General features: G+C 68.4%; 9 protein-coding genes. 4 read left to right on the top strand and 5 right to left on the bottom strand.

Features of this window, described 5'->3' with window-relative positions:
* Positions 1 to 1,053 (bottom strand): LacI family DNA-binding transcriptional regulator, encoded by a 1,053-nt coding sequence (locus tag GGQ59_RS13510; protein WP_183819500.1) that lies wholly within the window; start codon positions 1,051 to 1,053, stop codon positions 1 to 3.
* Positions 1,054 to 1,080: 27 nt separating this feature from the next.
* Positions 1,081 to 2,901, bottom strand: a complete 1,821-nt coding sequence (locus GGQ59_RS13515; RefSeq protein WP_183819502.1) for an alpha-amylase family glycosyl hydrolase — start codon at positions 2,899 to 2,901, stop codon at positions 1,081 to 1,083.
* A gap of 237 nt (positions 2,902 to 3,138) precedes the next feature.
* Between GGQ59_RS13515 and GGQ59_RS13520 the strand changes: the two genes are divergently transcribed.
* From GGQ59_RS13520 to GGQ59_RS13535, 4 genes are read left to right on the top strand one after another with little or no spacing between them, the layout of a single operon-like run.
* The gene (locus GGQ59_RS13520; protein WP_183819504.1) at positions 3,139 to 6,078 is read left to right on the top strand and encodes a TonB-dependent receptor; all 2,940 of its coding nucleotides are present in this window, start codon (positions 3,139 to 3,141) and stop codon (positions 6,076 to 6,078) included.
* Between the two features lie 50 nt (positions 6,079 to 6,128).
* A complete protein-coding gene (locus GGQ59_RS13525) occupies positions 6,129 to 7,649 on the top strand; it encodes a tryptophan 7-halogenase (RefSeq protein ID WP_183819506.1) in 1,521 nt (506 codons plus the stop codon).
* Positions 7,549 to 9,735, top strand: a complete 2,187-nt coding sequence (locus GGQ59_RS13530; RefSeq protein ID WP_183819508.1) for a glycoside hydrolase family 97 protein — start codon at positions 7,549 to 7,551, stop codon at positions 9,733 to 9,735. The genes GGQ59_RS13525 and GGQ59_RS13530 overlap by 101 nt, the downstream gene beginning before the upstream one ends.
* A gap of 21 nt (positions 9,736 to 9,756) precedes the next feature.
* On the top strand, positions 9,757 to 12,120 hold the full coding sequence (locus tag GGQ59_RS13535) for a glucan 1,4-alpha-glucosidase (RefSeq protein WP_183819510.1): 2,364 nt from the start codon (positions 9,757 to 9,759) through the stop codon (positions 12,118 to 12,120).
* A gap of 24 nt (positions 12,121 to 12,144) precedes the next feature.
* Here the strand turns inward: GGQ59_RS13535 and GGQ59_RS13540 are convergent, their stop codons facing one another.
* The 3 genes from GGQ59_RS13540 to GGQ59_RS13550 are packed head-to-tail and all read right to left on the bottom strand — an operon-like array spanning position 12,145 to position 14,626.
* The gene (locus GGQ59_RS13540; RefSeq protein WP_183819512.1) at positions 12,145 to 12,612 is read right to left on the bottom strand and encodes a hypothetical protein; all 468 of its coding nucleotides are present in this window, start codon (positions 12,610 to 12,612) and stop codon (positions 12,145 to 12,147) included.
* The gene (locus GGQ59_RS13545; protein ID WP_183819514.1) at positions 12,609 to 14,216 is read right to left on the bottom strand and encodes an FAD-dependent oxidoreductase; all 1,608 of its coding nucleotides are present in this window, start codon (positions 14,214 to 14,216) and stop codon (positions 12,609 to 12,611) included. Before GGQ59_RS13545 ends, GGQ59_RS13540 begins: the two co-directional genes overlap by 4 nt.
* Positions 14,213 to 14,626, bottom strand: coding sequence for a c-type cytochrome (locus tag GGQ59_RS13550; protein WP_221401052.1), 414 nt, complete (start codon positions 14,624 to 14,626; stop codon positions 14,213 to 14,215). Before GGQ59_RS13550 ends, GGQ59_RS13545 begins: the two co-directional genes overlap by 4 nt.
* Between the last annotated feature and the right edge of the window lie 330 nt (positions 14,627 to 14,956).

The following is a 14,956-nucleotide window of genomic DNA, read 5'->3' on the forward strand; positions in this document are numbered from 1 at the left end:
TCAGCCGGAGCTGACGCGGACGATGAGTTCGGGCTCGATGACGCGGCTCCGCGCGGGTCCGCCCTCGATCGCGCCGAGCAGGGTGGCGACGAGCGCCTGACCGCCCTCCGCGATCCTTTGGGTGATCGTGGTCAGCGGCGGGGAGGCGGAGCGGGCGGAGTGGATGTCGTCATAGCCCGTGACGGCCACGTCGCCGGGCACGGAGAGTCCGGCCTGTTGAAGGGCCGTGATGGCCGTCATGGCGATGACGTCGGTCGCGGCGACGATGCCGTCGATCGGGTCCGCCTTGCCGAGGAAGGCCGTGATCGTCTCCAGGGCATAAACGGCATCGAACCGGGCAGGCACGATCAGGTCCGCCTCGACGGGCATCCCCGCCGCCCGCAACGCGTCCTTGTACCCTTCGCAGCGTTGCGAGATCTCGGGCTCCTTCGGATCGCCGAGGAAGGCCAGGCGCCGCCTGCTCCGCGACAGCAGATGCTCCGTCGCCGTCCTTCCGCCCGCACGGTTGTCGACCCCAACCAACAGGTAGTCGCCCGCGACCTCCGGGTCCCCCCAGACGACGACCTGACGGTGCTGGGCGGCGAACGCGCGAAGTTGGCTCTGATCGCGGCCCTGGCCGATGATGATGACGCCGTCGGCGCGGCCGGACAGGAGAGGGTTCGGCCGAGGACGGCCCTCGGCATCGACGGCCCAAGGCGTCCGCTTGGACAGGAGCATGTCGTAGCCCGCGTCCGTCAGGGCGTCCGCCAGCGCCCCGATCATGTCGAGGAAGAAGGGGTCGGACATGTGCTGCCGTCCGTACTCCTCGACCGGAATGACGACCTCGATCGTCTGCGACCGCCGGCGCTTCAGACGCTGCGCGTTCAGGTTCACCGAGAAGCCGAGCTCGCGGGCGAGCGCCTCGACCTTCTCGCGGGTCTCCGCCTTCACCAGCGGCGAGCCGGCGAGCGCCCTCGAGACGGTCGATTCCGAGACCTTCAGGCGGCGCGCGATCTGCGACATCGTCGCGGGCTGCCGCTCTTCTTCAGCTTCTTGCCTCTCGGGCGGTCGCATGTCTCGGCCTCCTCCGTTCCGTGGTCCTTACCAGTCCGAACGGCAAAGTAGGAAATCGCGTGCCGGGACGCTCACCTGGTAGCTTCCCGGGGCGCTCGCCGCCTCGCCGCACGATCCTTGTAGTCCTGTCCAACTTGCCGAACGCGAATCGACCGAGATCTGCCCGCCCCGGGGGCCGTCGCCCGCGTTGAGGACCATCAGGACCTCCGCGCCGTTCTCCTCGTCGATCCGCGAGAAGGCGTAGAGGCCGCCATCGCCCTCCGCGAGGCGCTCGATCTGCGGCCCGCGCCGCAAGGCCGGTTCCGCGGCGCGGATCTTCGCCATCGACGAGATGAAGCGGTAAAGGGGGTGGTCGGGATCGAAGTTGTCCGATGCGGTCGTGGCGTCGGTCGCGAGGAGGTCGTTGTCGTTGTAGACCGCGACGCGGCTCTCGAACATGTCTTCGCGGGCGTCCTTATCGTTCCCGTCGCTGACGAATCCCTGCTCGGACCCCGCATACAGGACGGGCACGCCGCGCGCGGTCAGAAGGAGCGCGTAGGCAAGGCGCACCCGCTCGAAGCGTTCCCGATCGTCCGCGTCGGGTCTACTCTGCGCGACGAAGGTCGAGAAGCGACCGTCGTCGTGATTGCCGATGAAGGTCGGAAGGCGCCGTGTCGCGTCCGTCCCGCCCTCGTAGAGGACGTCGGCGGCGAACACCTCGGAGAGGCGCTTCGTCGGCGCGCCGCGCGCGATGACGTCGACGGTCGCCTCTTGAAGCGCGAAGTCGAGCACCGCCTCGAAGCCGTCCAAGCGCGTATGGGCCGCAAGGACGGCCGGATCGCGAACCGCGACCTCTCCGAAGATGAAGAAGCCGGGACGCCCCGCCGCTTCCGCCCTCGCCTTCATGGCCGGAAGGAAGCGCTGCCAGAACCCCGGTTCCACGTGACGGGCGGTGTCCACGCGGAAGCCGTCGAGACCGAACCGCTCGATCCAGTCGCCGTAGATCCCGATCATGCCGCGCACGACGTCCGGATGCTCAGTCATCAGGTCGTCGAGGCCGGAGAAGTCGCCATAGAGCGAGCTTTCCCCTTCGAAGCGGGAGTTGCCGCGGTTGTGGTAGTAGATCGGATCGTTCAGCCAATCAGGCGCCTTCACAGCCGCCTCGATGTTCGGGACGTAAGGGGTGAAGGCGAAGTCCGGTCGCGTCAGCTTCGCGAAGTTGTCCTCGCTACGGACCTCGTCCCCGGCGAAGCCTCTGTTGATGACGTCGCCGTTCGGGCGCCCCTTCGTCGTGTAGGGGTAGTCCGCGAGGCTGCGGTAGCCGCATTCGGCCTCCTCCACACATTCCCTATACTGAATCACGTCGGCCGTGTGGTTGACGACGATGTCGAGGAACACCTTCATTCCCCGCTCATGCGCCGCGCCGACGAGGGAAGCGAACTCGGCTTCGGTGCCGAGGTGCGGATCGACGCGGGTGAAGTCCGTGATCCAGTAGCCGTGATAGGCGGCGCTCTCCTGGCCCGGCGGGCCTTGGACCGGCTTGTTGACGAAGACGGGACCGACCCAAAGAGCCGTGGCGCCGAGCCCTCGTATGTAGTCGAGCCGCCGCTCGACGCCCGCGAGGTCGCCGCCATGGTAGAAGCCCTTGTCCGTGGGGTCGTACCCGGTGGTGAGGCGGTCACCGGACAAGCCCCCCTCGTCGTTCGAAGGGTCGGCGTTGTCGAACCTGTCGGGCAGCAGGAAGTAGATGACGTCGTCCGTGACGGGACGATTCAGCGCCGCCGCCCCCTGCCCCGCCGCATCCTGCCCAGACGCCGCCCCCGCGAAGCAGGCCAGACCGGCGAGCGCCGCTGCGTAGGTCTTGTTCATCGGTCTCCTCCCGGCAACCGGCGCGCGGTCGCTGGCCCTTCCATTTCCGTCCGGCATCGGGTGCCGGTTTCCCTCACGCTGTCCCAACTGCGGCAATTTTGCAATGGTTTGCAATTCCTGCAGTAGAGCCAATGACAGCGTTTGCATAAATTGTCGTCCAGCATTATGGTCGCTCCCGGAAGTCGCCGTCACGCGACGCGAGATCGAGCCCGCAGAGGGCCATTCGGGAGGAACGAGATGACCCTTAAGCGCCACCCGCGCCGCGCGACCTTGATGCTGGGCGCAGCCAGCAGCACGCTCCTGCTCTTCGCGCCAGTCTTCGCTCAGGAGGACGAAACGGACGAGGTCGCGCAGATCGCGATCGGCGACGACCCCCGCCTGGAGGACGAGGCCGATCAGGACGTCATCTTTGTGTCGGGCTTCGCGCGCTCGATCGAGAACTCGGTCGCCACCAAACGGGACGCGAACTCGATCGTCGAGGCGGTCTCGGCGGAGGACATCGGCAAGCTGCCCGACGTCTCGATCGCGGAGTCGCTCGGCCGCCTGCCGGGCCTCGCGACCCAGCGCGTCGAGGGGCGGGCACAGAACCTCTCCATTCGCGGCCTCGGCCCGGACTTCTCGACCGCGCTTCTGAACGGCCGCCAGCAGGTCTCGACCGGCGACAACCGCGGCGTCGAGTTCGACCAGTACCCGGCCGAACTCCTGCAGGCCGCCGTCGTCTACAAGACGCCCTATGCCGGCCTCGTCGGCCAGGGCTTGGCGGGTACGGTCGACCTTCGGACCCTGCGTCCGCTCGAACAGTCGGAACGCATCTTGTCGGCGAACGTGCGCTACGAGTTCAACGGCACGAGCTCGCTCAACCCCGATGCGGACGACACCGGCTGGCGCCTGACGGGTACCTATGCCGATCAGAATACGGACGGAACGCTCGGCTGGGCCTTGGGCGTCGCCTATCAGGGTACGCCGACGCAGAACGAGCGCTTCAACGCCTGGGGCTACCCCGACAGCTTCATCACGCCCGAAGGCACGGTGACCATCGACAGTCAGCGACAGATCGCGGGTCAGGACACGCCGGAAGACGATTCGGACGACGAGTTCGAGGCCTTCTCGCCCTACGGCGCGATCATCGGCGGCGCGAAGCCCTACGTGCAGACCAACAACCTCGAGCGGATCGGCCTTATCGGCATTCTCCAATACGAGCCGACCGACGGCCTGTCGTCCGTCATCGACCTCTACTACTCCGACTTCGAAGAAGACCAATACCTGCGTGGCATCGAGCTGCCGCTCCTGTGGGGCGGCGGGCCCGTGGCGACGGCGACGACCCTCGAGGACGGCTTCGTCACCCAAGGGGTCTACTCGCCCGTCTACGGCGTCGTCCGGAACGACTACAATCGGCGCGAGGCCGAGCTGTTCTCGGCCGGATGGAACGTCGGCTACGACTTCGGCGACACTTGGACGATCGAGGCCGACCTCAGCTACTCGCGCGCGGACCGCGACGACTTCCTCCTCGAGAGCTACGCCGGGACGAGCTACAACAAGGGCGCGAACGGCACTGACCCGGGCAACTCGCTCGCCTTCGAGCAGACCGGCGACGACTTCTTCTACTTCAATTCGCTGAACCTCGACTACGGCGACCCGTCCCGCTTCGTCCTGACGGACCCGCAGGGTTGGGGCGGCGGCAACACCGACCCGAACACGGGCAACCCGCTCGTTCAGGCCGGCTTCATCAACGCGCCGACCACGGAGGACGAGCTCACCCAGATCGAAGCGTCCCTGACCAAGCGGATCGAGAACGGCTTCCTGGAAGAGATCGTCGCCGGCGCGAACTACGGCAAGCGCGAGAAGAGTCGGGTCTTCGAGCAGTTCTTCCTGACGCCGCCGGGCGGCGCGACCTCGGCGCCGATCCCGCAAGAAGCCCTGCTCGATAAGCAGGCGGGCATGGACTACCTCGGCATCCCCGCTCAGGTGACCTACGACCCCCTATACCTGGTCGACAACTTCTACACCCAGGTCCAGGTCGCGGGGTCCTCGCTCAACTTCCCGCAGGACTGGACCGTCGAGGAGAAGGTCCTGACCGCCTGGCTCCGTGCCGACCTCGACCTGACGCTCGGTGCGATACCCGTGACGGGAAACATCGGCGTGCAGATGGTCAATACCGACCAGACCTCGTCCGGCGTGCGCATCCGCCCCGGCTCGGACGACACCGACGCCGGCTCGACCGACGCGCAGTTCATCCCCGTCGAAGACGGCGATAGCTACACGGACTGGCTGCCGAGCCTGAACCTCATCTTCGCGCTGACCGAGGACACCCAGCTGCGCTTCGGCGCGGCGCGGACCTTGGCGCGCGCGCGGATGGACCAGCTCAACGCCAGCCTCTCCTTGAGCCTTCAGCCGCAGTATCTCGGCAACACGCTCGAAGACGGCCAGGTCTACTTCAACGCGAACGGCGGCAACCCGCTTCTCAAGCCCTACATCTCGGACGGCGTCGACCTGTCGATCGAGCACTACTTCAGCCCCGGCGGCTACGTCGCGCTGGCCGGCTACTACAAGGACCTCAAGGACTACGTGAACGGGTCGAGTTCGTTCGTCGCCGACTTCACCCAGTTCCTGAACGAGGTCCCGGACGATCTGGTCGATCAGCTCGGCACGACGGACGGCATCATCTCGGGCCCCACCAATGAGGGCGAAGGCGAGATCCTCGGCGCCGAGTTCAGCTTCGCCGTGCCGTTCGGCGACTTCGCCGAACCCCTCGACGGCGTCGGCCTTCTCGGTTCGGTCTCCTACACGGACAGCGAGGTCACGCTCTTCGAAGGCGCCCCGGCCATTCAAGTCCCGGGCCTGTCCGAGTGGGTCGGCAACCTGACGGCCTACTTCGAGCGGGGCGGCTTCGAGAGCCGGATCAGCTACCGGTACCGCGACAGCTTCCTGGCGGAGGTGTCCGGCATCTCGGCGAACAGGCTGTTCCGCACGGCGAAGTCGGAGAGCCTGATCGACGCGCAGATCGGTTACCGCTTCGAGAGCGGGCCGCTGGATGGCTTCAGCGTCTCGCTGCAGGCGCTCAACCTGACCGACGAGCCCTTCGTGACGCTCGACGGCATCGGCGCCGACGACCGGCAGGTCATCGACTACCAGAGCTATGGGCGCACCTTCCTGATCGGCGCGTCCTACCGGTTCTGACCGTACCGTCCGCCCGCCCCGCCCCGGGGCGGGCGTTCGAGGAGAAGGCCGTGAGCGGAGCGAACATCGAGCGCATCGTCGTCCTGGGCGGGGGGACCGCCGGCTGGATGGCGGCCGCCGTCCTGGCGAAGGCGCTGGGCCGCGACGTATCGGTCACCGTCGTCTCCTCGGGCGAGGTCGGAACGGTCGGCGTCGGCGAGGCGACGATCCCCCAAATCAGGCACCTGCACGCCTTCCTCGGTCTCGACGAGGCGAGCGTCCTTCGCGAGGCGAACGCGACCTACAAGCTCGGCATCGCCTTCGAGGGGTGGCGCACGCCGGGCCACCGCTACATTCACGCCTTCGGCGAGCTCGGCCTGCCCCTGGGCCTCGCGCCCTTCCATCACTACCACCTGCGCGGCGTCGCGCTCGGCGAAGAGGCGCGCATCTGGGACTACTCCCTGACGGCGAAGGCCGCCTTCGCGGAACGCTACGCACCGCTCGATCGGATCGGCGACACGCGGCTAGGCGGCATCGTCGCCGCCTTCCACCTGGACGCGTCTCGCTACGCCGCCATGCTGCGGCGACGCGCCGAGCAGGATGGCGCCCGGCACGTCGAGGGACGCTTCGAAGACGCCGAACGCCACCCGCAGACCGGCGCCGTCACCGCCCTGCGCCTGTCCGGCGGCCGCAGGATCGAGGGCGACCTCTTCGTCGACTGCTCCGGTTTCGCATCCCTATTGCTCGGCGGCGTAGAAGGCGTGCCCTTCGAAGACTGGTCCGACCACCTCCCTTGCGACAGCGCGGTCGTCGTCCAGAGCACGGCTTCGGCCGCCAAACGACCTTACACGCAGGCGATGGCGCGCAAGGCGGGCTGGCAATGGCGCATCCCGCTGCAGACGCGCTGCGGCAACGGCCACGTCTATTCGAGCGGACACATTTCGGACGACGAGGCGGCGAACACCCTTCTCGAAACGCTCGAAGGCGAACCCCTGACTGAGCCGCGGCTGATCCGGTTCCGCACCGGCACGAGAGCGCGCGCCTGGCAGGGCAACGTCGTGGGGCTCGGCCTCGCCGCGGGTTTCATGGAGCCGCTGGAGTCGACCTCGATCCACCTCGTCCAGTCCGCGGTCGAGCGGCTGGTCGCGGCCTTTCCGAGCCGGGCGATGGAACCGGCCCTGCGCGACGCCTTCAACCGGCGGACACGGACGGAGTGGGAACGCGTCCGCGACTTCCTCGTCCTCCACTACCACGTCAATGGGCGCTGCGGAGAGCCCTTCTGGGACGAGCGGCGCGGGGCGGCCGTGCCGGAAAGCCTCGCCCGCCGCCTCGCTCTCTTCCGGGCGGGCGCCCGCTTCTTCCGCGAGGATGACGAGCTCTTCGCCGAGCCCGGCTGGGTCCAGGTCATGCTGGGCCAGGGGGTCGAGCCGCAGGGCTGGGCCCCGGCCGCCGAAGCGCTGGACGCCGGACGCCTTCGCAGGATCCTCACCGATGCCCGTACGCTCGTCGCGCGGACCGTCCAGAGCCTGCCCACTCACCAAATCGCGCTACAGCGAGCCTTGGGCTCCGGTGCTTCGCTTGAGACCGTTTAAGGAGGTTGTCTTGCTACGAACGTTCTTTCCTGCCCTGGCGGCTCTATCCCTGCTCGCTTCCGCGGCGGGCGCGCAGGATTTGACGGTCGCCTCGCCCGACGGCAACATCGTCGTCACCCTCGGCACGGACGGTACGGGGCGCCCCACCTACGCCGTCAGCTTCGCGGGCGAAGCCGTGATCGAACCCTCGCATCTCGGCCTGCGCTTCGCCGAGCAACCGGCGTTCGAAGACGGCATGACGATCGAGGAGAAGTCGCGCGAGGAAGCCGACGAGACGTGGGAGCAGCCCTGGGGCGAGCGCCGCATCGTCGCGGACCGGCACAACGAGCTGCTCGTCACCTATGCGGATGAAGACGACGAGAAGCGGCGCTTCGACCTTCGCGTCCGGGTCTTCGACGACGGCCTCGGCTTCCGGTATGAGGTCCCGAAACAGCGCGCTCTTCGCGGCGAGCTCGCGATCACGGACGAGACGACCGAGTTCGTGGTCCCCGAGCGCGGAACGACCGCCTGGTGGATTCCGGCTCGTATGTGGAACCGCTACGAGTACCTCTACGAAGAGACGCCGCTCTCGGCGGTCACGACGGTCCACACGCCGGTGACCTTCCGATTGGGGGACGGTACGCACCTGTCGATTCACGAGGCCGCGCTCGTCGACTACTCGGGCATGGCGCTGACCCTCGCCCACGGCAACCGTTTCGAGGCGAACCTCGCACCGCGTGCGGACGGCCCCAAGGTCAAGCTCGAAGCGCCCTTCAAGACGCCCTGGCGCACGATCCAGGTCGCGAAGGACGCGCCCGGCCTCATCAACTCGGACCTGATCTTGAACCTGAACGAGCCGAACAGGCTCGGCGACGTCTCCTGGGTCGAACCGGGCAAGTATATGGGCATCTGGTGGGGCATGCACCTCGGCACGCAAACCTGGGGCTCCGGGCCTTTGCACGGGGCGACGACCGAGAACACGAAGGCGGTGATGGACTTCGCGGCCGAGCATGGCTTCTCCGGCGTCCTGGTCGAGGGCTGGAACACAGGTTGGGACGGCGAGTGGTTCGAGAACGGCGACGTTTTCAGCTTCACGGAAGCCTATCCCGACTTCGACATCGAGGCGGTCACTCAGTACGGCAATGAAAAAGGCGTTCGCCTGATCGGCCACCACGAGACGTCGGGCAACATCACCAACTACGAACGCCAGATGGAGGCCGCCTACGACCTCTACGAGCGCCTCGGCGTACGACAGGTGAAGACCGGCTACGTCGCCGATGCGGGCGAGATGAAGCGGGTCGGCGAGGACGGCATCGCGCACTACGAGTTCCACGACGGGCAGGCGGCGGTGGCCCATCATCTCCGCGCCGTGGAGGAAGCGGCGAAGCGGCACATCGCGATCAACGCGCACGAGCCGGTCAAGGACACGGGGCTGCGCCGCACCTACCCGAACTGGATCAGCCGCGAGGGCGCGCGGGGGACGGAGTACGACGCCTGGGGCGAGCCGACGAACCCGCCGGCGCACACCGCCATCCTGCCGTTCACGCGAATGCTCTCGGGACCGATGGACTACACACCGGGCATCTTCAAGCTCCGGCCCGAAGAGGGCGAGGGCAGCCCGCCGGCCGCGCCGGACGCGGACCCCCGTCCCAACGTTCAAACGACCCTGGCGAAGCAACTCGCCCTCTATGTCGTCCTCTACAGTCCCATTCAGATGGCGGCGGATCTGCCCGAGCACTACGAAGCGAACCCCGCGCCGTTCCGGTTCATCGAGGACGTGCCGACCGATTGGGAGGAGTCAGTCGCGCTTCAAGGCGAGGTCGGCGACTACGTCGCGATCGCGCGGCGCAGGCGGGGCGGTGACGACTGGTACCTCGGCGCCGTGACGGACGAGGAAGCGCGCGAGCTCTCCGTGCCGCTCTCCTTCCTCGACGAAGGACGGACGTACACGGCCGAGATCTATCGCGACGGCGAGGGCGCGGACTTCGAGGCCGACCCCTACCCGGTCGCGATCGAGCAGCGCGAGGTCACCTCGGCCGACCAGGTGGACCTGCCGCTCGCGCGGGGCGGCGGGGCCGCCCTGCGCTTCGTCCCGGCAGCTGAGTAGAACGTGAGAAGAAGGCGCGAGATGATGAGAACCATGCTGATGGCCGGGGCGAGCGCCCTCCTCTTCTGCGGGTGCGGCGCGACGCAAACCGCCGAGGACGACACGTCCGCGAGCGCCGCACCCGGCGCGCCGGGCGAGCCTTCCGTCTGGGCCTACTCCGGCAAGACCGGCATCGGGACCTCTTACGAAGCCTACGGGAACGAGGGCGGTGCCTCGCCGACCGGACCGGTGTCGAAGGTCTGGTTCTCGCTCGCCGACGGCTTCGTGACCGAGACGATGGCGGGCCTCATCCACCAAGCGCAGATCAAGGACGTCAAGCTCGCCCTCGTCGGCGACGGTTTCGTCGACGTCGAGGGCGAGGACGCGACCTTCGAGACCGCCTATCTCGACACGGACGAGGCGGGGCGCCCGCTTTCCCTTGCCTACCGCCTCACGACGACGGACACGGACGGCCAGTACGAGGTCCTCAAGGACGTCTTCACCGACCCCGCCCGGCAGACCTTGTTCATGCGCGTGACCGTGCGTGCGACGGGCGACGCCGAGATCACCCCCTACCTCCTCGTGAACCCCCACGTCGCCAACACCGGCGACGACGACAGCGCGGCGGCGGGCCAGGACGCGCTCTACGCGTCGGACGGCGACGCCGCGCTCGCGGTCGTGCCCTCTACGCCCTTCGAGGCGGCAAGCGCCGGCTTCGTCGGCGCTTCGGACGGGCTGACCCAGTTGCGGCAGACAGGATCGCTTTCCGCTGCCTATGAGAGCACGGGCGCGGCCACCGGCAACGTGGCGATGACTGGGCAGCTGGCGCGGCTCCAGCCGGGCGACGAGGTCACGGTCGACCTGGCGATAGGCTTCGGCCCCTCGCGCGACGCGGCGGCGGCCGAAGCGCGCGGCACGCTGGCGGACGGTTACGACGCGGTTCTCGCCGCCTATAACGGCGAGGGCGAAGCGGCGGGCTGGGAAGACTACCTCGCCTCGCTCGGCGCCCTGCCGCGCCTAGCCGCGGAGGCCCGAGATGGCGGCGCCCTCGCCTATGCGAGCGCCATGGTGTTGAAGGCCCAGGAGGACAAGACGCATCCGGGCGCCTTGATCGCCTCTCTATCGAACCCGTGGGGCGACACCGTCTCGGCGGCCGAAAGCTCGACCGGCTACAAGGCGGTCTGGCCCCGCGACTTCTATCAGGTCGCGATGGCCTTCCTCGCCCTCGGCGACGAGGAGACGGCCCGCGCCGCCTTCGACTACCTGCCTGACATTCAGGTGACGGACGACATGCCCGGCAACGAGGGCGCCTCGGGCTGGTTCCTTCAGAAGACCCATGTCGACGGCGAGCGGGAGTGGGTCATGGTCCAGCTCGACCAGACCGCCATGCCGATCATGCTCGGCTGGAAGCTCTGGCAGGCGGGCGTCCTCTCGGACGAAGAGCTGACCGCCGCCTATGACGGGACGCTTCGCCCCGCCGCCGTCTTCCTGACCGAAGGCGGCGAGACCTCGCTCGACTACAACCAGGGCGAGGTGACGCCGCCGCGGACGCAGCAGGAACGATGGGAAGAGCAGCCCGGCTACTCGCCCTCCACGACCGCAGCCGTCGTCGCGGGCCTCGTCAGCGCCGCCGACATCGCCCGGGCGCTCGGTCGGCCGGAGGACGCGGCGCGCTTCCTCGCTTCGGCCGACGACTACGAAGCCCGCATCGAGGATCTGATGTTCACGACGGAGGGGGCGTACGGCGACGGGCGCTACTTCCTCCGCATCACGCAGAACGAGGACCCGAACGACAACGGCGCGACGAACGGCGCCAACGGCCAGGCGGGCGTCGCGGAGGATCGCATGCTCGATGCCGGCTTCCTCGAGCTCGTCCGCTACGGCGTCCGCCCGGCGGACGCGCCTTCGATCACGCAGAGCCTGCCCGAGCTCGACGACCAGACGATCGAGGACCACTACCGGGTCAAGTACGACTTCACCTTCGAGGGCGAGAGCGGTCCCTTCCCCGGCTGGCGCCGCTACGGAAACGACGGCTACGGAGAGGACGTCGATACGGGCGCGAACTACGGCGACATGACGCCCGGACAGCGCGGCCGCGTCTGGCCGTTCTTCACCGGGGAGCGCGGCCACTACGAACTCGCCGCCGGCAGGCCCAAACAGGACGTCGCGCAGACCTACGTCCGCGCGATGGAGCTGTTCGCCAATCAAGGCCTGATGCTGCCCGAACAGGTCTGGGACGGCGTCGGCGCGGACACGCCGCATGGCTATGAGACCGGCGAAGGGACGAACTCGGCGACGCCGCTCGCCTGGACGCATGCGGAGTACGTGAAGCTTCTCCGCTCCTTGTCGGACGGCGAGGTCTGGGACCGCTACGCGCCGGTCGAGGAGCGCTACGCCAACGACTGACAGGCGCCGAGCGCGGCGCCGTCCTTAGGCCGACGCCCGCATGGTGAGGACGTGGAGCGCCAGCAGGCGCGCCTCGGTCTCGGAAACGACCCAGTTGGCGAGCCGAAGGGTACGGCGCTCGGTGAACTCCGCGCGGATGGCTCGTTCGACCGCGCGCGCCTCTCCGCCCGCCCCGCCGCGTGCGGCCAATCCGGCCAACGCCGCGAGGCGCAGAGCACCCAGCTCGGTCGGCACGGCCCCCGAGGAAAGCGCGGCGAGCCCGATCCGGTGCGCCTCGTCCGGCGCGAAGGGAAAGGTTCGGGCGACGCGCGCCCGCGCGCGACTGGCGGTGCACGCCTGCCCCCCGGCGGCGATGCCGGCGGTCCCGAGCACACCCAGTCCGACGATGGTGATGGCGGCGCGCCGCGGCAGAAGCGCGGCGCCGGAAACGGGCCGGGCTTGCGGCCTGCCTGTCCACAGGCGGCTGAGGAGACGACGAGGAGAGTATGTCACAGGCTGCTGATCCGTATGCTCTTGAGGTGGTCCGCCAGGCGCACGGAAAGCGCCACGATGGTCAGCGTCGGGTTCGACCGGCCGCCCGACGGAAAGACCGAGCCGCCTGCGACGTAAAGGTTGCCGAAGCCGTGCAGCTTCATGTCGGCATCGACGACGCCCTGGCGCGGGCTCGCACTCATTCGCGTCGTGCCCATGTGGTGCCAGGCGGTGCCGACGTTCAGGTAGGGCAGCCCCTCCTTGTCCTCGAACTCGAACCGGCCGAGGCCCGCCGCCGCGAAGCCCTGTCCGAACATCGCGCCCATGCGTTGAAGCGCCTCGAGGTCCGAGGCGGCCGGACGCCAGTCGAGGGCCACGCGGTTGAGCCCCAGCGGGTCGGTGTCCCCGATCAGGGAGACGCGGCTGTCCGGGGTCGGCGACTGCTCGGACTCGAAGCGGACGAGGACCTTACGGTCCACCGGCTCCACGCCGTAGACGCCCAGCCGCTCGCGGACGAGGCTCGCCGCCAACTCGTCGACGCCGATCAGGGCGTCGCAGAGGTCACGGTTGAAGTCTGGGTTCGCCTTCCCCCTCAGCGTACTGCCGAACAGGCTCTTGAGGCCGTCGCGGGCGTCTCGCGCCTGCTCGCGCTTCGTTGGCGGCGCGGTGGCAAGGCGGATCGGCGTGAGCCACAAGGTGGCGTTGACGAGGCCGTCGCGCCGGATGGCCTCGTCCGATGGACGCAGATTGTAGTAGCTCGGAACGCCGTCAGGGGTGGGCTTCTCGCCCAGGAAGAGCCCCATGTCCCACGGCTCGTTCAGGTGGAGGAAGCCGATCCCGCCCTGCGGATGGTCCATGAAGTAGCGGCCGACGAGGTCGGAAGCGTTGCCGAGGCCCTGATCGCTGAGCGTCCGCGCGTTGAGGAGGAGGCGGGCGTTCTCGATGCCGCCGGTCGCGAGCACGAAGATCCGTGCCCGCACTTCCGCCTTCCGACCGTCCAGCGTCGAGACGGACAGCCGCTTCACCCGCGTTCCCATGGCATCGGGGACGATGTCGGTGACGTTCGCGTGCAGAAGCACGTCCACATCCCGCGTATCTTCGAACACGCCGCGATACTTCGCGCCGAACCGCGTCGGCCCCGACTGCCGCATCATGACGTGCGTGAAGTCGGCAGGGTCGACATCCAGCTGCGGACCGAAGCGCCTCGTCCAGTCTTCGTCCACCGCGTAGTCGTAGGCCCCGAGGTCGCAGTACTCGTGCGCGCGGGCATAGTAAGGGTCGAGGTCGGCGCGCGACATGGGCCAGGCCGCCGTCCGGCCCGGGACCGTGCCGAAGTCGACCTCGTCGAGGGGCAGGCAATGGCCGCCCCAATGGCCGGTCGTCCCGCCGAAGTAGCGCAGCCGCGACCAGGCGATGTCCGTCTTCTGATGGCCCGTCAGCGCGCCGCGATAGAGGTCTTGCGTCTCCTCCTCGAGCTCGAACCCGCCACTCTCGAGGACGAGCACGCGCCTGCCCGTACCGATCAGCTCATGCGCGAGCGTCAGCCCGGCCGGCCCGGCCCCGACGATGACGACGTCCGCCTCGAGAGGCGCGTCCGTGTCTCGTGTCCGCAGATCCCTGATCACGGGGCGGCGTCGGCCGCGAGGTAGGACACCACCGCCGCCCGGTCCTGTGCGCTTTGAAGGCCGGGATAGGCCATGCTGGTTCCCGCGACGACGTCCGAGGGCGCTTCGAGGTAGCGGCGGAGGGTCGGCTCGTCCCAAACGAGGCCGGAAGACTGCATCGCGAAGGAGTAGGCGAAGTCGCCCTCTCCCGCCGCTCTTCCCACGACGCCGTACAGGTTCGGTCCGACGCGGTTCCCCGCCCCCGGGGCGTGGGCGTGGCAGACAGCGCATTGCGATTGGAAGACCTGCTGTCCGAGGTCGAGCGCCGCCTGGGAGACGGAAGGTGTCTCCTCGGGCTGGCCCTGGCCACACGCTGCAAGCACGAGAAGGAGGATCGGCAAGGCCCGCGGCGGGGTCGGCAGAGACGGCACGAAGATGCTCCTCGAAGAGTGCCCCGCAGCGGGACTAGGCAAGCGGCGGCGACACCATCGCCTTAGCAAGCGAAGGTAACTTCTCTCTTGCCTGAAAGGCTTAGCGTGTCACGCCTCGCCGAGGAAAGCTGGACCAGACGATCGGGTTCGGCGGGGCAGCCGCGCCGATGCCCCGCTCGTACCGTGGCGCTCCGCCTAGCTGACTGCGTCCTTCAGCTGCCGAAGGCGTCCGACGCCGGGGATGCGGTCCTTCCAATTGCCGAGGTAGATGTCGGACTGCGAAGATCGTTGCCTGAACACGGCCGGCCAAGCCGCCAGCGTCCTGTGTTC

The organism is Parvularcula dongshanensis, from assembly GCF_014199615.1.
In the GTDB taxonomy this organism is placed as follows: Bacteria; Pseudomonadota; Alphaproteobacteria; order Caulobacterales; family Parvularculaceae; genus Parvularcula; species Parvularcula dongshanensis.